Annotated in this window: 13 protein-coding genes and 3 pseudogenes; 6 read left to right on the top strand and 10 right to left on the bottom strand. The window is 34.3% G+C overall.

Annotated elements, in window-relative coordinates:
- Positions 1-304: 304 nt before the first annotated feature.
- Entirely contained in the window at positions 305-670 is a 366-nt protein-coding gene (locus tag ACFQZ1_RS21325) for a cupin domain-containing protein (protein WP_377884147.1), read from the bottom strand.
- A 100-nt stretch (positions 671-770) separates the two neighbouring features.
- Positions 771-1,247 (bottom strand): annotated as a pseudogene (locus ACFQZ1_RS21320) (recombinase family protein); the annotation flags it as partial.
- A 483-nt stretch (positions 1,248-1,730) separates the two neighbouring features.
- On the opposite strand from ACFQZ1_RS21320, the gene aiiA reads away from it, so the two are divergent.
- Together aiiA and ACFQZ1_RS21310 are read left to right on the top strand one after the other, a co-directional pair.
- On the top strand, positions 1,731-2,483 hold the full coding sequence (aiiA, locus tag ACFQZ1_RS21315; RefSeq protein ID WP_377884146.1) for a quorum-quenching N-acyl homoserine lactonase AiiA: 753 nt from the start codon (positions 1,731-1,733) through the stop codon (positions 2,481-2,483).
- Between the two features lie 438 nt (positions 2,484-2,921).
- The gene (locus ACFQZ1_RS21310) at positions 2,922-3,104 is read left to right on the top strand and encodes a hypothetical protein (RefSeq protein WP_377884145.1); all 183 of its coding nucleotides are present in this window, start codon (positions 2,922-2,924) and stop codon (positions 3,102-3,104) included.
- Between the two features lie 19 nt (positions 3,105-3,123).
- On the opposite strand, the gene ACFQZ1_RS21305 is transcribed toward ACFQZ1_RS21310, so the two are convergent.
- From ACFQZ1_RS21305 to ACFQZ1_RS21295, 3 genes and pseudogenes are all read right to left on the bottom strand, one after another.
- The gene (locus tag ACFQZ1_RS21305) at positions 3,124-3,891 is read right to left on the bottom strand and encodes an arylamine N-acetyltransferase family protein (protein ID WP_377884144.1); all 768 of its coding nucleotides are present in this window, start codon (positions 3,889-3,891) and stop codon (positions 3,124-3,126) included.
- Positions 3,892-4,070: 179 nt separating this feature from the next.
- Positions 4,071-4,256, bottom strand: a pseudogene (locus tag ACFQZ1_RS21300) (MepB family protein); the annotation flags it as partial.
- A 60-nt stretch (positions 4,257-4,316) separates the two neighbouring features.
- On the bottom strand, positions 4,317-5,528 hold the full coding sequence (locus ACFQZ1_RS21295; protein WP_377884143.1) for a helix-turn-helix domain-containing protein: 1,212 nt from the start codon (positions 5,526-5,528) through the stop codon (positions 4,317-4,319).
- A gap of 201 nt (positions 5,529-5,729) precedes the next feature.
- Here ACFQZ1_RS21295 and ACFQZ1_RS21290 point away from each other — a divergent pair, with 201 nt between their 5' ends.
- Together ACFQZ1_RS21290 and ACFQZ1_RS21285 are read left to right on the top strand one after the other, a co-directional pair.
- Positions 5,730-6,497, top strand: a complete 768-nt coding sequence (locus ACFQZ1_RS21290; protein ID WP_377884142.1) for an alpha/beta fold hydrolase — start codon at positions 5,730-5,732, stop codon at positions 6,495-6,497.
- A gap of 329 nt (positions 6,498-6,826) precedes the next feature.
- Positions 6,827-8,256, top strand: a pseudogene (locus tag ACFQZ1_RS21285) (IS4 family transposase).
- Between the two features lie 335 nt (positions 8,257-8,591).
- Here ACFQZ1_RS21285 and ACFQZ1_RS21280 read toward each other — a convergent pair.
- The 3 genes from ACFQZ1_RS21280 to ACFQZ1_RS21270 all read right to left on the bottom strand — a co-directional run bounded on the left by ACFQZ1_RS21280 (position 8,592) and on the right by ACFQZ1_RS21270 (position 12,986).
- The gene (locus tag ACFQZ1_RS21280) at positions 8,592-10,808 is read right to left on the bottom strand and encodes an MMPL family transporter (RefSeq protein WP_377884141.1); all 2,217 of its coding nucleotides are present in this window, start codon (positions 10,806-10,808) and stop codon (positions 8,592-8,594) included.
- Positions 10,809-11,238: 430 nt separating this feature from the next.
- Complete coding sequence (locus tag ACFQZ1_RS21275; protein WP_377884140.1) at positions 11,239-12,318, bottom strand: HAMP domain-containing sensor histidine kinase; 1,080 nt, start codon at positions 12,316-12,318, stop codon at positions 11,239-11,241.
- Entirely contained in the window at positions 12,315-12,986 is a 672-nt protein-coding gene (locus ACFQZ1_RS21270; protein ID WP_377884139.1) for a response regulator transcription factor, read from the bottom strand. The genes ACFQZ1_RS21275 and ACFQZ1_RS21270 overlap by 4 nt, the downstream gene beginning before the upstream one ends.
- A gap of 863 nt (positions 12,987-13,849) precedes the next feature.
- On the opposite strand from ACFQZ1_RS21270, the gene ACFQZ1_RS21265 reads away from it, so the two are divergent.
- Complete coding sequence (locus tag ACFQZ1_RS21265; protein WP_377884138.1) at positions 13,850-14,422, top strand: recombinase family protein; 573 nt, start codon at positions 13,850-13,852, stop codon at positions 14,420-14,422.
- 333 nt (positions 14,423-14,755) lie between these two features.
- On the opposite strand, the gene ACFQZ1_RS21260 is transcribed toward ACFQZ1_RS21265, so the two are convergent.
- On the bottom strand, positions 14,756-16,087 hold the full coding sequence (locus tag ACFQZ1_RS21260) for an erythromycin esterase family protein (RefSeq protein WP_377884137.1): 1,332 nt from the start codon (positions 16,085-16,087) through the stop codon (positions 14,756-14,758).
- 605 nt (positions 16,088-16,692) lie between these two features.
- Entirely contained in the window at positions 16,693-17,850 is a 1,158-nt protein-coding gene (locus ACFQZ1_RS21255; RefSeq protein WP_377884136.1) for a serine hydrolase domain-containing protein, read from the bottom strand.
- A 625-nt stretch (positions 17,851-18,475) separates the two neighbouring features.
- Here ACFQZ1_RS21255 and ACFQZ1_RS21250 point away from each other — a divergent pair.
- The gene (locus ACFQZ1_RS21250; protein ID WP_377884135.1) at positions 18,476-18,997 is read left to right on the top strand and encodes a hypothetical protein; all 522 of its coding nucleotides are present in this window, start codon (positions 18,476-18,478) and stop codon (positions 18,995-18,997) included.
- Positions 18,998-19,085 lie beyond the last annotated feature (88 nt).

Below are 19,085 nucleotides of genomic sequence, written 5' to 3'. Positions count from 1 at the left end.
CTGCTAGTTTGATAGTAAACAAAAAATCTCACTTTTTTCAGATAAAAAGTGAGATTTTTTGTTTAGGGGGTAACTTGATTTCTTAGCTTGATGGGCATGGGGTAGCGTCAGGAAAATGCGGATTTACAACGTTAAAGAAATCCAAATATAAAAAGCCTAATTTCTCGGGATTATAAGTGAGAAATTAGGCTTTAGTTACTCCATTAAAGCGCCCGTTTCTTGAAGAACATTTTAGTGAGTCCATATCCTATTTGGTGAAAGTGATCGGTAATTGGTTTGTTCAATTACATACTATCTTATTAGCTTAAATCCATACATCGTTTTCAGCAATCAATTCGCCTTTGGTTTCACCAGTGTTGACTACACCTTTTGGCTCCACCAGCATTATATGGCATTCCTTTTCAGCATAGGGCTTATGCTCCACACCTTTTGGTATAACATACATTTCTCCTTTAGAGAGTTTGACCTCTCCATCACGAAAAGCGATGGCCATCTCACTGTCAAGTACTATGAATACCTCATCAGTCTCTTTATGATCGTGCCATACAAAATCCCCTAGAACCTTTACCAGCTTAAACTGATAGTCATTCATTTCACCAATGACTTTGGGCGACCATTGGTCACTAAATTTAGACAACTTTTCCCTTAGATTAATCGGATGATAATCCATTTAGATTCCTCCTCTTTCCCTTGCTTCTTATATTCTACATTATGGCTCTTTAAATGAAAAATTGTGCTGTCCTTATTCCAGAATATGGGGTAAGGAAGGACTATTTGTTCCCTTCGGATAGCTTTCTATATAATGAAGCTCTAGACACATTTGTAATTTCACAAATTTGATTTACGGTCATATTTCCTTCTTTATATAGCTTTACAGCATAATTCATTCCTGCGTGATTTTTATGATATTTCTTTAACCGGCCTTTAAACTTGCCTTCTTTTTTTGCCAATTCAATCCCTTCACGTTGTCGCATACGGATAAGATCTCGCTCTAATTGGTTAACACCTGCCATTACTGTAATTAAGAATTGGCTGTATAGATTATCTTCTGATAAATCTAGCCATGTATCCTTGAGTGATTTTAAGCTTGCCTTTTTACTTCGTATTAAATCAATCAATTCAAATAAATCCTGCGTACTACGAGTAATCCGAGTTAAGTCTGTAACATAAATAATGTCACCTTCCCGTAAATCCTCTAACATTTTTTGAAGTTGCTCACGATCCTTTGTTGCTCCAGAAAGGGGTTCGACCGAGATACGTGTAAAAATAGGTTATAGGCTTACTTTTATTTCCAGATACAATTTATTAAACTTATAAATATCATTTCATCTATTTTTATTAAGGAATTTGTCTATTATGGGTACACCCTAATCATTCATTAGTTAGTTACTGAAAACACTTCGTTTCGATTGTATGATTAGGGTGTGTGATAATAGGTTCAAAAATAATAAAGAAAACGCCAATTTGATTATGTTTGGAAATAAAAGTAAGTTTATGACTCAAAATTACACGTATCTCGGCTGTACCCCTACTTGACGTTTACTTTTCTACGGAAAAGTGACACTTTTATCCTATGCCTAAAGGCGGACTGAATTCCTGCATAGGCTTTCCAGTATCACTGAATTTGTAATAATAATAGTTGAAATAATGAAAGGTGAGAAGGAGTTTATTTCTAATAAGCGAAATATTGTATTGTTTTATCCTAAATTATTTGTAAAGGTGGATACATAATGACAGTAAAGAAGCTTTATTTCGTCCCAGCAGGTCGTTGTATGTTGGATCATTCTTCAGTTAATAGTACACTTACACCGGGTAAACTATTAAACTTACCTGTTTGGTGTTATCTTTTGGAGACAGAAGAGGGACCTATTTTAGTAGATACAGGTATGCCAGAAAGTGCGCTTAATAATGAGAATCTTTTTAAAGGTACATTTGTTGAAGGTCAAATTTTACCTAAAATGAATGAGAACGATAGGATCGTAAATATTTTAAAGCGTGCCGGATATGGGCCAGAAGATCTTCTTTATGTCATTAGTTCTCACTTGCATTTTGATCATGCAGGAGGAAATGGCGTTTTTACAAATACACCAATTATTGTACAGCGTGCTGAATATGAGGCAGCACTCCACAGAGAGGAATATTTGAAAGAATGTATATTGCCGAATTTAAACTATAAAATCATTGAAGGGGATTATGAAGTAGTGCCAGGTGTTCAATTAATATATACACCGGGACATTCACCAGGGCATCAGTCATTATTAATTGAGACGGAAAAATCAGGTCCAGTGTTACTAACTATTGATGCATCATATACGAAAGAAAACTTTGAAGATGAAGTACCGTTTGCTGGATTTGATCCGGATTTAGCTTTATCTTCAATAAAACGTTTAAAAGATGTTGTTAGGAAAGAAAATCCGATTATTTTCTTTGGACATGATATGGAGCAAGAAAAGGGCTGTAAAGTGTTCCCAGATTATTTGTGATATTGCATATAAAAAGTCATGAGCTCGTTAGCTCATGACTTTTTATCGTGGGGGTAGCACCACATCTCCATCAACTTAAGAATTTTATAAAGCCCCCAAAATAAAAAAATGTATATTTTCACCTAGAGATGTCAATTTTCTCGTTTTGGGGTATTTGCTTTTCTTAGCTTGATGGCTATGGGTCTGTACCCCAGAATGCAGTTTCTTTACCTGTAAAAATGTCATAATCATTTGGTTCGTTAATAACGACCATATTTGTATACTTATTAAGTTTCAATTTATCAATAACTGACATAATAATCTTCCTTTACATTCAAAATTCATTGTACATACTTGTTCATACTGTTCTAGTGTATTATATGTATTAAGAAAATCAAACTTTAAATCGTAGCATTCTGCTGCAAAAGAACATAATTCTTTAATAGAAGGGGTGGTTTTATGCCATATGTAATCCGAGATGAAGGGCTAGTTTTACAAGGAGATGATGGAAAAGAACCAATTTTTCATACATATGAAGAAGCTGCGGAAACATTAAAAACATTAACTATACCGCAGTTTCCAAAACATATTAGACCAAAACCATTTACACCAAAAATAATAAAAATAGCCGCTTCTGAATAAGAACCGGCTATTTGTTTATTCATAACTTAATAGCAAATAAAGTATATAAAAACTCTCTATATTGATCTTCTGTAATTTCACGCTTAGTTTTTTCCCCATGAATAATTTCAGTTAAACTTGTATTCGTTAATGAAATATGACCAGAGTTCGTCAACTTTACTGCAATTGGTCCTTTATTAAAAATAGACTTCTCATCTTCTATCACTCTTCTTTGAACATCGTTTACTACTATCTCATCAATAATATGTTTATAAAAAGCATGACAAACTTTCCATTCTCCATCAGCATCTATTCTTTCTAAAACATAATTTCCTTTACTCGTATCTTTTCGTCTCACCCGGTACGAACCATTTTTTGAAGAAACAGACTCACCAGTAAAAGGTACGGGAACAAGAGGTACTAACGAAGCTATACCTACATCAATTAAATACTGTACATTATCAAAGATTAAAATAATTGTTATATGGCCATCCTCAAGTGCCCATGCATTTATATCATTTTTATAAACCGTACCTAATGCCAGTTGTACATCATAACCACAGTCTTTTAAGAAATAGTAAAAAAGAGTATTTAATTCGTAGCAAAGTCCACCACGGGAACTAGTTAAAATTTTCTCTCGTAAGTTTTCCAGAGAGATTTGATTCGTATTACGTGCTATAACATCTAAATTCTCAAATGGTATAGTATGCGCAAACGAAAAAAGTATAGTAGGTAATTCTTCAAACGTTACTTCATTACGTTTTTTAAGATTTAATCTTGCGAAAAGCTGATCTTGTAAACTTGTCATATTTAGCACCCCTTAAAAATTTATAAGTTTAAATAATATATGCTGATTGTAAATTTTAAGGGGCACTGTAACAACGTACATTTCGTTTAACTGTACCGGTACAAAAATTACGATTCACATAGGAGGCGTCATTACAAATGCTTTTTCTGTAATTACTTCTTTTTGGGGCAAACCAAAAGCTACGAATATAAATTTAATAGTTTATCTATAGGCAAATTATTAATATCACTTAAATCAACAAAATATTGAAGTTGCCACATTTGGCTCTTTTTAGCTTGATTGCTAACGGTGGTATCCCAAACAGGATAAATTCTCATTGCCATTTTCCCTGTTTGACTTTGCGTTCTCAATATTTTTTCTTTAAGGGGTAGCACCACATGCCCATCAAGCTAAGTTTTTGAAATATCCCCAAAACGAAAATTTTATTATAAGCTTTTATTCACTAATTCTAAGGTGCTACTGATAAAACCTTGATAAGGCGTTTGAGGTAGCGAATCTATTTTACTAGCTGCCCTCTGCGCATAGATAAGTGCTTCCTCTACTCTTCCAAGTTGTAAAAGACAATTCGCCCTATATGCATCTGCAGTATAGAGAATGCATAATTCAAGTGGGTAAATTGTCATGTTTGGCATCTTAAATTGCTCAAATGCTTCAAGAGCTTCTTTTACATGCCCTTTTCCTAATAACGCTTTCCCTTTTTCAAGATAATAATAGTCACTTCCGAGATTCCCATTTACTAGGGTAGCAAACTTATCTAAGTAAAAGAGGGCTTGATCATAATCCTTTGGTATTTGATTGTGATAATGAGCTTGAAGTAAAAGTGTGAAAGCTAAGGACTTATCGTTTTCACTAAAAACAGCAAACTGTTCTGCCTTCTTTATAAAATAGGTATAATCATTTTCATTGTTATGAAGAAGGGCTTGGAACGCTGCAATTCGAAAAATATTATCCATCTTATAAAAGACCATTTTCCTCTTAAATATTTCAATTAATTGATTAAGTTTACTCTTTCCTGATTTATAGTCACCTATCCCGAAGAGTATGACCATTTCAACGTAATTCGCTTCTATCTCAACGACCTTATCAATCACTGTGGCCTTTTCATCATATCCTTTTCTTACATTTCGTAACATTATCAGAGCACCATGATAATCTCCCTCTTTTGCATGGCATTCTACTACATGTACTTTAGCAGCCACGCAGTGGCTATAAAGGGATAACCTTTCATAGATTGCTACTGCCTGCTCTATCAACATTTCTCCACGTTTTTGATCGGACTTCATAACTGTTCTTCCGAAAATCTCCAATATTCTAGCAGATTCAAATGAAATGGGAAACTGTTGGTCAAGCATGCCTTGTGTCAAATTAATTATCTGTTCATCATTATTTTCTTCAAACGCTTCCTCAACTTTATTAAATAAGTACTTTAGCTCATCGGATGTAGGGTTCCCTAACAAATATTGAGGATCACAACCCAACTGGCGCGCAATAAATTTTAAGCTATCCATTGAAGGATTCGCGCGCCCATTTTCAATCATACTTAACATCCCTTTCGACATTTTATTGCCAGCTAGTTCTACAAGTGTCATACCTCTGTCTATTCTTAATTTATTTATTCTTTTTCCTAACTCATTCATTTTTAACATCCTTTTTAATTAATCTACAAGTTCAATTATATTAAACTTTAGCTTGAAAAGAAAATCAGTACATGTTACGATAAGTTCAATTAAATTGAACTTGTTAAATTTGGAATTTTAGATGGATGACTGGAAAGGTCAGTTTTCTAAATAGAAGTGACTTTTCCTTTTTATATCAAAGTGAGAAATGAGGGACTGGATGTGAGTGAATTAATTGGGAATGAAAAGGGAAAAAGACTAGATATAGGTGGTATTGAATTATACTATGAATTGTTAGGGGAAAATAATGAAGGTCCAACTCTAGTTTTTGATTCTGGATATGGAGCTACTTTAGAAAGCTGGAATCCGATTAGAGATGAGGTTTCAAAGTTCTCAAAAATGTTTATTTATGATAGAGCCGGTATTGGTAAAAGCGGAATGAATGAAAGACCTCGCCATAGTCAACAAAGTGTCGAAAATCTACGTCTCTTACTTAATAAAGCAGATATAAAACCTCCATATGTGTTGGTCGGGCACTCATTTGGAGGATTAAATACAAGATTATTTGCAAGCACATATCCAGAGGAAGTAGTAGGAGTCGTTCTCTTAGACTCAACTCACGAGGATCAAAACAGAATATTGCCCTCTTTATTTACAAAAGAAATTCAGGAGGCTTATTATAATCAATTTACTTTGGAAGGTTCTCTTAATGAAGTGGAAGAAAGCTTAGAACAAGTTCGTACTTCTAAATCACTTGGAAATATTCCACTCATTGTTGTAACAGGGGGGCTGCAGCCTTTTCATACAGTGGAGTCTATGGCTACTTGGATGAAATTCCAGGGAGAACTTGCTAACTTGTCGACTAATAAAAAACATATTATTGTTGAAGATGCTGGACACGCAATACATATTGATCAACCTCAAGTTGTTGTTGATATAATAAGGGATATATTGGATGCGGTAAATACTAACAAACACTCTGCTCTGTAATAATTTATTATAACTTAAAATTCATATTGTTGAATCATTATTACGTACATTAATAATTTAGTTTACATTCATGTTAGGTATCCTCTTATATTGGGTGTGTCACTTGTGCAATAACACCACATTTAATATAGGAAACGGTACCTTTTTTTCTAAATAGCAATTGGCTATCGTAGAAAAATAGTTTTTTCATCCTAAAGGAAATTCTAGGATATGTTTTTCCCATTTTATTGGTGGTACTCTATCGCCATCACGCTAAGGTGGATTTATATCCATACTATAAAAAATGTTATTCTTTTTGTAAACATATAGCGAAAGGATGGCGTTTTTATATGAATTTATCAATTTCGGATGAACTACAATTGTTTTCTAATGAATTACAGCGACATATGTCACCACATGCTTTGGATGAGTTAGCTAGAAAAGTAGGATTTGTTCAACGAAAAAGTAAATACCGCGTACAAGATTTAGTAGCCTTATGTGTTTGGTTAAGCCAAAACATAGCTCATACTTCGTTGACACAATTATGTAGTCGATTAGAAGCTAACACAGGTATTTCTATGAGTCCAGAAGGACTCAATCAACGCTTTAACTCTCAGGCTGTGCAATTTTTACAACAACTCTTAGCGTACTTACTCCACCAACAATTTTGTTCATCTAGCCAAATTTCAACTTCATATACAAACTATTTTCGTCGTATTCGTGTATTGGATTCTACACATTTTCAGATTCCAGATAAATTTGTTACTACATACCAAGGTTCAGGAGGCAGCGGTCATAGTGCTGGTGTGAAAATTCAATTAGAGTACGATTTACTAAGTGGTCAGTTTCTACATGTTCATGTAGGTTCTGGAAAACATAATGATAAAACCTATGGTTCTACTTGTCTAACGTCTCTTCAACCGCAAGATGTATGTATACGTGATTTAGGTTACTTCGATTTAAAAGATCTACATACCATAGACAAATGTGGCGCTTATTTTATCTCCCGATTAAAGCTCAATACTCGAATGTATCAAAAAATAAAGAGCCAGAGTATTTTCAAAATGGAACGATAAAAAAACATTCAGAGTACATACAACTGGATATGGAACAGTTTATCCACCAGTTACAACCAGGCGAAACCTACGAAATTCCTGAAATCTATATTGGAATGTATCAAAAGCTTCCTGCAAGACTAATTCTGTATAAATTAACTGAAACGCAAATGAAACGTAGACAAAAGGATTTAGCATCTAAAGAACACAAGAAACAAATCACCTATAAAGAACGCAGTAAGCGTCTCAGTGCAATTAATTTTTATATTACAAATATCCCTTCGGAATATCTACCAAAGGAACAAGTATACGATTTTTACTCATTACGTTGGCAAATTGAACTTATCTTTAAAACATGGAAATCATTTTTTCGTATTCACCAATGTAATTCTGTAAAACTGGAACGATTAGAGTGTCATTTATATGGGCAATTAATTAGTATCGTTCTTTGTTCCTCCACTATGTTTCAAATGCGCCAATTACTCCTCGCCAAGAAGAAACGAGAGTTGAGTGAATATAAAGCTGTTTATATCATTAAAGATTATTTTCCAATTTTTTATCAAGCTCTACAAAAAGACACCCAAGAGCTATCAAAGATCTTGCTTCGTTTGTTCAACCTTTTGCAGAAAAACGGGCGAAAGTCCCATAGGTATGAGAAGAAAACAATCTTTGATATTTTAGGTGTCGTATACCATTGTTCCGTGTTTAACAATAGTGCAGCTTAATTCGAAAAATTGAAATCCAATAGGGTTTATTTGGTATGCAAATCTTTAAATAACCTATACTAAGTCTTTAGAAGAAATTAAAAATCTCACCTGAAATTAAACATATACAGACTTAGCTTGATGGCGATGGGGTGGGACTCCTTAATAGGAAAAAGGCAGAGACCGTTGGTTCTCTGCCTTTGTTTTCTTTCCATTTTTCGGATTACAAGGTCGTTAGTTTTACATTTATTTCAACCATGCAGTTGCAGAATCACAACGTCCTAAATTACACAAAAGAATCTGCTTCTTAGATGGGAACACGCGAATTTTATAATCTTATTCATTGACAAATTTACTTAGCTTTTTTCTACACTCATCCGAGTTAAAGATTTATTAGATTTATTATCAATGTGTTTCATAATAGTTTCTCCCTCGATGTCAATATTCGGTAAGATTTTATCCAACCATTTTGGTAAATACCAAGCTGATTTTCCCATAAGCGTCATTACGGCGGGAACAATGGTCAATCGAACAACAAAGGCATCGAAGAAGACACCAAATGTAAGAGCCAATCCCATGGATTTAACAATTGGGTCTGCTGCGAAAACGAATCCAGAAAAGACTGCCATCATGATCAATCCTGCCGCTGTCACCACGTTCCCACTAGCGTTCATTCCAGCCAAAATGGATTTTTTAGCATTCCCTGTGTGTGTATATTCTTCGCGCATCCGGCTGACTAAGAAAACTTCATAATCCATTGCCAATCCAAATAATATACCGACCACAAGGACAGGTAAGAAATTTAAAACAGGGCTTGTAGTAGGTAACCCAAATACATTCATTAAGTGTCCATCTTGTATTACATACACCACAAATCCCAGTGTGGCTACCACTGAAAGAAGAAACCCGAGCACTGCCTTCAATGGGACAAGAATCGACCTAAATACAAGTAGTAACAGTAGATAGGCAAACCCTACTATTAGTAAAGCAAATCTCGGTAATGCATCGTTTAATTTTTGAGATATATCAATATTAACCGCTGTCGTACCCGTGACAAACAATTGGATGTGCTGTTCTTTCTGCATGACTTTCGATTTTGCTCTAATTTCATTCACTAGATCTTTCGTTTTAATATCATCAGGTCCAGTTTTTGGAGTGACAGAAATCATATAAACCTTTCCAGAAGGACTTGGAATTGGTGGACTAACACTTTTGACATTAGATAAATTTTTTATATCTTCTGTTGCTTTTTCTATTGAATTTTTTGCATCCGTTAATGGATTATTGTTTTTTGCTACAACAACTAAAGTAGCATGGAATCCCGGACCATATGCCTCTGTCTGTAAATCATACGCCCTTCTCTCTGTAACTTGTTTTGATTTTGTTCCATCATTTGGAAGTCCTAATTCCATATGAAAAAAAGGAATACCGATTATGGCCAGTAAAACTACTCCCAATATGGTAACGAGAAAGGGACGTTTTGTAACAACAATGCCCCATTTATTTGAACTGGCTTGTTTTTTATTGACTCGGGTAATCTTTTGTAAAAATTTATTTTTCCTGAATGGGCTAATTTTTTCTCCCATCATTCCAAGCATGGCAGGGACTACCATGATGGCAACCAATATCGCCATGAATACACATAGTGCAGCGGATGTTCCCATCGAGGTTAAAAATGGAACATTTGTAACCGATAATCCAAGAAGCGCGATTACTACGGTCATACCTGCAAATACGACAGCACTTCCTGCAGTTCCAGTGGCTATAGCTACCGATTCATTTATAGCATTTCCTTTGCTCACCTCTTGTCTAAATCGGGATATAATGAATAAAGCATAATCAATCCCGACAGCTAATCCCAACATTCCACATAAAGAGAGATCCATAGAAGCAATCGAAAAATATTTGGTTCCTATCAGAATTCCCATGATTCCAATTGCTAATCCCAGTATTACAGTAATGATTGGCAGTCCAGCGGCTAAAAAAGAAGTAAAAGTTATGGCTAATACCATGAATGCAACCAGAATTCCTATACCTTCAGTTTTTTCTCCTGTATCAATTTTTGTAAAAGTGACATTCCCTCCTATCTCTGTTTGAATACCAGCATGTCGTGTTATTTTTATCTTGTCTAATATTTTATCCTTAGAGGACTGTGTAACGTTATCAGCCGAAACCTTAAAGTTAACGTCGGCATATCCAATCCTTTTGTCTGCACTTAAATTATGAAGTTGCAATGGGGTTGCTACTGAAGTAACCGCCTTATCCTTCTTTATTTCGTTTAGAGTTTCCGTAATAACCTTATTTACATCTTCAGATTCCAAAGTTTTATCTTTTGGTGCCTTCATCACTAACTGAACTGTAGCGCCGGTATTTTTTGTTGCAGGAAACTCTTTCTCCAACAATTTCCCTGCCTTTGTAGATTCTGTGCCAGGTATTGTCATTCCTCCACTAAAGCTTGGTCCCATACTTATAGCGATGATCGATAATGCAATAAATAGCCCAATGGCACCTAGGAACACCTTTTTTCTATTTTTAACAGACCATAAGCCCAATTTGTAAAGATACTTTGCCATTTGAATCTCCTTTCAAAATTCGTTTTAGTGTTTTGCTGTACACATTATGGATTGAATTTGTTTAGAAGTTGTCAAAGAAATGTTTGTAAAATGTTAATTCAAGCCTGGTTCTTTAACGTAGTTTTCTTTTGTGCTATTTTTCCTGCAGTAAAAAGGATTAATCCAGCTACTACGGATGCACCATATACAACTACATATAACATCTTATTTTTCATAACATTTCATCTCCTAATTTGGTTTTTCAACACAAATAACAATTAGAACTGCCAAAAGGTTTCCATTTATCTTCCTGATGGTTTTCTTTTGATGCATACATTATGGATTGAATTTGTTTAGAAGTTGTCAAAGAATTGTTTACAAAATGTTAATTCGAATTTGCAAAAAAAAAACAGCTTTCCAAAATCAGAAAGCTGTTTGAGATGATATAAAGCTACTCATATTTTTTTAATTTTACTGTAAAGGCGGTGCCAATGCCTGGCGTACTTTTTACCGTTATGCTGCCACCCGCGACTTCAATGACTCTCTTGGAAAGCGCAAGCCCAAGTCCGTTTCCTTCCTGCGAATGGGAAGTATCACCCTGATAAAATTTATCAAAAATGTGCACCACTGTTTCTTTACTCATGCCACATCCACTGTCCTCAACCGTTACCGTTACCATTCCAGAATCTGATGTCTGCGTGAGCTTGACTGTTCCTCCAGGATCTGTAAATTTGATTGCATTTGAAAGCAAATTATTCCAAACAATTTCTAACATGCTCTCATCTGCAAAAATGATTGCACGGTCTTCAATATCTGCCTCAAATGTTATATTTTTTCCCTCCCACAACTCCTCAAATGATAATGCACATTCGCTGATTTGACGGCATAAATCATAGGCTTTAGCTGACACACGAATTTCCTGATTTTCTAATTTATTAAGTTTCAATATATTCGTTACAAGTGTATTAAGCCTTTTAGATGCTGTTATGATCGTATGAGTATATTCTTTTTTCGTTTCTGGAGTCAAATCTTCCTTCTGCAATGCCATGGCATAACTTTGAATAACAGAAAGAGGCGTTTTGATCTCATGAGAAACATTTGCTATAAAATCATTTTTCATCATTTCCGTACTTCCCAACTCTTCTACCATTTTGTTAAAGTCCTCAAACATTACTTCCACATAATCCTTTTTTCCATCTTTCCGAAGCGGTGGAAGCCTAACAGAATAATCACCCTCTGCTACTTTCTTGGCAGCTTCGCTAAGTTTCCTCATAGGTGTGTCATAAGCTAGATAACGTTGTCTTGCGGTTACCAGACAAAATATCAGGGTAACGATTGCCCAGTATCCCATCATACCCAATATATACCCCATTGGCAGCCTTTCAGTGTGTAAAAAGGCACGAAATATAAAAGTCTGACCAGCAGTTAAAACTAACAGTATCAGGTATGTCCATACAAAACCCATGACTGAGATATGTTTAGTATTAACTCGTAGATCATTCTCCCTGTTAGTATTTTTTCCTTTCCTCATAACAATACCGCTTTATAACCAAGGCCATGTACTGTCACAATCTTAAAATCGTTGCAGCAAGAGAATTTATCCCGCAGTTTTGTGATGTACACGTCCACAGCTCTAAGACTGGTATTACTCTCCACTCCCCAAAACTCATCCATCAACTGTGCACGTGAAAAAGTATGCTTGGGATAAGATAACATTTTATAAAGAATATTAAATTCCCTTACGGTAACAGGAATTTCCTCACCACCAACTGTCGCAGTCATTTCGTCAGCATTCATAGCAAGACTACCTACAACTAGTTTTCTTTCATTGGCAATATTTGCACGTCGAAGAAGTGCACCTACACGCATTAACAGTTCATCCATAATTATGGGTTTTACCATATAATCATCAATTCCTGCTCGGAATCCTTTTTGTTTTGAAGTAATATCGTCACGGGCTGTCATAAACAAAATTGGTATCGTCTGATTAATATTTCTAACCGTCTCTGCGAACTCAAACCCGTCTATTTCCGGCATCATTATATCTGAAATAATTAAATCAAATAAACAATTATACATTAAATCATAGGCTTCACGAGGATTGAAACAGCCAGTTGAATTATAACCATTATCATTTAAATATGTGCACACAATCTGGTTTAGCTTTACATCATCTTCCACTACAAGTATATTAACCATAAATAATTCGCCTCTTTTTTATCTGTCTTTTTCATACATTAACATAACATCACTAAAAATCTATTTCATCATATATTCTGCATTATAATATCAGTAAAATGTTTAAAAATTGTTAAAGTGCGTAATCCTTGTGCAAACTACAGCCATTCTGTGTAAATTAATACATAAAAATAATCTTCAATAAGCCTTTTTCAACTATCCTGCACGTTAGTTTAAGTTCAATCCTTCACAAATATGATCTAAATTCACATTAATATCCAATTTTCTTTAAAGTAAGTTATTTAATTAAATGGCCCTTTAATGGAATACTCATGACTAAGGTTTTTAAACAACAGTAATGAAACGTTGTGATTACTGTCAAAAAGCATACTTTATGACATAGCTATAAATCTAGAATTTTTTATTTCAAAAATACGACTTATGATTATTTGAAATGTTTCAATTGAAATGTATATGTTTTGACATGCTTATTTTTAAAAAAGTTCAAACCCTTTATTTATAAGGAGTTTTTTAATAGTTCGTTTGCTATTCCCCATGCCTATCAACTTAAGAAAAGTAAACACCCCAAAAACGAAAAAAGAGCTGACTTCTCCAAATAACTAACTGTAGAAAAAGGAAATGTTCATTTTGGGGGTACTTCAAAATATTAGCTTGATAGCGATGTCGTGTGACCCTTAAATACAAAAAAGTATTAATTTTGCTGATAAATATTTATATACTTGCAGGGATAAAATTTGAATTTTTATATGGTCAATCCTAGTTTATTCCAATAGAGTAAACCCTATTGGGATGTTTTATTGAACCTGGTATAATGGTACTTCAAGGTGTCCCATATGACTTGTTTCAAAATAGGAGAGTAGAATATGAGAAAAATAGGGTATGTTCGAGTGAGTTCTGTTGATCAGAACCCAAAGAGACAATTACAGCAAATGAATAAAATTGGAATAGACATTATATATGAAGAAAAAGTGTCAGGTGCTACACAAGACAGACCTGAACTTCAAAATATGTTAAACGGCCTGAGAGAAGGCGATATAATTTATGTAACGGACTTAACTCGAATTACTCGTAGTACACGAGACTTATTTGAATTAATTGATTACATAAAAAATAAAAAGGCAAATTTAAAATCATTAAAGGATACTTGGTTGGATCTATCTGAAGAAAATCCATATAGTCATTTTTTGATGACGGTTATGGGTGGAGTAAACCAATTAGAACGAGACTTAATTCGAATGCGTCAACGAGAAGGAATAGACCTTGCAAAAAAAGAAGGAAAGTATCAAGGAAGAGTTATAAAGTATCATGAAAAGCATGCTGGAATGAATTATGCACTTAAGCTATATGAAGAAGGAAATATGACAGTAAAACAAATTTGTGAAATTACCAATGTTTCAAGATCAGCTTTATATAGGAAACTGCAAGATAAAATATAAGAAAAAACACCCGCCTAAATTGGAAAAAATTTCAGTTGTGGCGGGTTATTCTTTGAATCGTTTCCGTACCCCTAATTCTCCTCGTTTTCTTTTTCGAAAGTGTAGCTTAGTTTAGAAAACTTTGCAACAGAACCAAGAATAGCGTATTTTTTCATTTTAGGGAGAATTTTATTTTGTTAACTTGATGATACTGTGCTTCTATCCCACATCGTCTCTAATTTGAAAACATTTATTCCATTTAATAATCCTTTAATGAAAATAACCTAACTGACATTTTCAAACAACTCTATTGACACTTAACACTACACTTCATTAAGGCACATTATTCTAAATTTATTGATGTAGTTGAGATGGACTCACTTTTTGAATTTGAACAAGTATATCAAACGCTTTACCTAATGATATATCAACAGTTTTTGGTATATCAGGCCCTTCCATAGTTATTCCAGCGAAAATTGGATGTTGTTCGTTTAACCAAGTTTTTGTCACGCCGTTTGCCTTACGTAAATCAATAAAAAATTGATCTTTTTTAACTTGTCCAAAGATGTAGTTATAACTGTTTGGATCATCCGATTTTAATATTCCATATGGGCCAAATTCACCATCGCTATTCTTGACATTATATTGTCCTTCATAAACTGACGTTCCAATAGATACGTACCGTTTCCCATAATATTCTGCTAAATGCTGCCCAGCTACTTTAGGGTATATAAAAGGAATCATATTTGTTTTCGAAACGTGTCCATTATGTCCCCATACAATGGTTTTTCCTAAATGTTCTTCAGTCCACTTCGCATTTTCATACATTGCAATATCATGTTTCAAATAAAAATCCGATGGTTTATCAGGAGGTGACGCTAACATTGTAGTAAACTGTTCAATAATACGAGCATTTTGTTTTATCCATGCGAACTCTTTAGATTTCCCATTTAAATAACTTTTATTTTCCTCTAATAAAGCACTAATTTGTTTAGCATCTGAAATATACTTTTCTTTTTCTTCTTTCGTAAGGCTCTCAAAAGTATTCATATCCTTTGTTACAGGAATAAGACCTTTTATCTTCTCTTCTACTCTAGGTACAAGATCTGAATTGTTTCTTTTTATATATTCTATTATATTATTATAAACATTCTCGTTTACTGATTGAATGTCCATCCCAATGATACGCACTTTAGATTTATGTTTTGGATCAGCATTATATTGTTGAATCCAACTAAGTAGATCTAACATTTCTTTTGTGTTAAATACAGGTGATAGATGTTGGCTTGGGTTTCCCTTACCAGTAAGAACATATCGATCAAGCTCCAAAGCTCTGTCCCATCCCTCTTCTAAAACTAAGTTGATAAATCCCTTTTCAGATACTAAATAATTAACAATGCGCTGTTTCATTGTAAAAACTTCATGAGCCCCATGCGTAGCTTCACCTAAACCTACAATTGAAGCTGAACCTACCATATTCTTAAGTGGTTTTAAATCATTAAAAGATGCAGTTGGATTAGTTGTTTTTAAAGGCTTTGCATGCATTTCTAACCATTCCGCTATTTGATTTGTATTGTAGGGAGCTGTAACAGAAACTTCTGTTTTCGAGTCTGCATAAGTACTTCCTACAAAATTAGTCAGTATTATAGCAGAAACACCAAGTGCAATAATCATTTTCTTTTTCATAAAACCCTCCTGAAATACTTACTTGTTAGTTTTTTGACATGCTCTAAGGACCTCAGTTTAAACTATTAATTCTCTTATTACTGTTAAGATAAATTTATTCTAGTTCCTAAAACTAACTTATTTCTTAATAGGTTCTTAAGAAATTCTTAATTCATTCATACCAATATAAAACCAAATAACCTTCAATCCAAAAATAAAGGGAGCAGGTTATTTGGTTATTCATTCCGTAAGCTTAATGCTCAAGTTAGTCATTTTTCAAACGGTTAAACTAGATTAGAAAGGATAACGTTTTTTGGTACTTAATTACGAGTATTAAAATCTCTTAAGTTGATAGCGATGGGTGCTCCCCCACACTCATCAATTAAAGAAAAAAAAGAAAAAAATGAACTGACATCTCAAAGTGACTACCTGTAGAGAAACAAAATTTCGTTTAGGGGATACTCCAAAACCCTAGTCTGATGGCGACGTGGCGGGACCTCATGCCTATCAACTTAAGAACTTGCTTTATTCTAAAAAAAATTTTTAGAGTAAGTTGTTTTTGAACCAGAAAGGCATATTTTTAACTATAAAAACTATGACAAAATTTATCCGGTTTTCCTTTTTACCTACTTGCTAAATTCAGCAAGTAAAATATTTTTAAATGGATCAGGAATATCAGCTTTAAGGCTGTTCAAATTGACGGCCAATGTATGCTTGCCTCCAAGTGTGCCACCAGCAAAAGTGGTAAACCCTAGAACTTTACCCTGGTGTCCCCATATCGAGACACCGTTTGGAAGCTTAGTTTCATAGATCCCAAGACCATATCCGGTTCCTTCTCTATCTGTAGGAACTGTAGTAAGCATTTGTTTTAGTTGCTGTTCCTTCAGTAATTTGCCACTGAGTAAGTAAGAGAAGAATTTGTTTAAATCGTCAGCAGTAGAAATCATATCTCCATCCGAGCTACCTGGGTTAATATAAGTAACGTCTTTTAGCTCACTTGCTCCGTCTAGTTGGAAATAGCCACGGGCATGCTTGGTGCCTGGAATCACGCTTGAATTGCCAGGTAGGAATGTATTTGACAAATCAAGCGGTTCAATAATCCGATTTTCAACCTCTTCCGCATAGCTGTTTCCAGTTACTTTTTCAATAAGGATCCCCAGTACTACGTATCCTGTGTTTGAATAAGACCAGCCCTTTCCTGGGGCAAAGTCTGGGGGAAGAGAAACCCCCATCTTTACGAATTCTTCAGCCGTATACGATTTTTTTGTATCCATCATATCAAAGTCTTTTGACCTTGTGTAGTCAGCGATACCACTTGTATGATTCAATATCTGCCGGATAGTAATCTGGTTACCATCATATCCGTTTCCTTGAATGACACCAGGCAACCATTTTTCAATGGAGTCGTCTAGATTCAAACGGTTCTCTCCAGATAATTGAAGTAGAACTGTTGCAATGAACGTCTTCGTTACACTACCAATGCGAAAGCGAAAATCTGTTTTCATTGGTTTCTTGGTGCTCAGGTCCGCTAACCCAGCGGCATAACTCCATGTTTTTCCACCCTCAGAAGTTTTAGCAAGTATCCCAGGATATCCAAGTTGCAATGTATCCCGCATTGCCTCTTTGACGGAATTACGTTCTCTTTGAGTGCTTGTTTGTAACGGACTAGATACATTTTGAATGGACTCCGCTTTTACAATTGAGGTTGGTGTTGTGTATAACAGAGAACTTCCAGTCATTAAAAGGACTAAACCTGTAGATGTAATTTGACAATGCTTTTTCATAAAGATATTCCTCTCCTCTATTCATATTGTATCGGTAGTTATTTGCTGTTTTATACTAGTCACACAGCTTTCATCTTAACCAAAGACAAAAGGGCAAGAGTGGATTTGCAATCATCTGTGCACCAATTATTTCTACAAACAACTTTCTGACCTAATAAATGATTAATCCCCCTTTTTCAGATGTATGTTAACCTCTGTAATTTCTTCTTTTCTTCCATAGAGTTTTGTTAATTAATTTGTTTTTATATAAATATATAGTATCTATTCCCCCTCTCGTTCTTCTCTACATTTTGATCATACACAATGAAAATCTCTTTTTTCTTACTCCTTTCTTACAAATTCCTTACGTTCAAAACCACTTCTATAATTCGGTGGTTTTTATTTTAAGAAAACTCAGTTCTATTAACTTGATAGGCATAGGGCTGTACCCCTGATAGCAAAAAAACCTTATGCTCTCCTTCCGGCTAGGTTCAAATCTTTAAACAAAAAAGACATTTGATGTAAGCCTCATTCGTTGTTTTACATAATTTTTGTAAGGTTCATTTAAGATAAATGAAAGTTTAGAGAAAGAGTAATCTTATAAAATGGACTTGTTTCAAAAAATAAAAGATAAGGGGATGTTATAATGTTTAATAAAGTATTAGTAGGAACCTTGGCAGCAGGGATTATGCTTTCTGGTGCTGGAAATGCATTTGCGGCAGAAACAAGTATAGTAAGTAATTATTCTAATAATGTAGTAGAAAAAAGCATTAATAGTGTTCAAAGTAACGCCTATGTTGATGTTAGAGTAACAAGTAGTGGTAAAGTTAGATTTTATGCTAAAGAGTTAAGTAATAATTTTACAAATAAATACTACGATGAAATTATTTTTACAATCGAAGGTCCTGATGGGCAAGATTTTTTGAATGATCTTGATTGGAATCAAGATATAATCTCTGTAACTCCAAATGAAAATGAAAGAACAGGAAATATTGCACGAATTTCAGAGGATAAAGAGTATATCCTTGATAAGATCTACAGAATTTATGACAACCTTGGATATTCAATGCCTGATACAGTCACTATTTATGCATATGCAAAACCAGCAAATGATGATAGATATTGGCCTTTAGAATCATTCGAACTAGATATGAATGAACTATATTGATTTAAAAATGATGAGTTAAAAGATTAGTTCTTTTAATAATACAGAAATACAGATAAAAAGTAGACTGATAATCAGTCTACTTTTTTGT

It is taken from the genome of Bacillus sp. CGMCC 1.60114, assembly GCF_042676365.1.
Taxonomy (GTDB): Bacteria; Bacillota; Bacilli; order Bacillales; family Bacillaceae_G; genus Bacillus_A; species Bacillus_A rhizoplanae_A.
The sequence above is the reverse complement of the archived record's forward strand: the minus strand, read 5'-3'. Positions and strand labels throughout refer to the sequence as shown.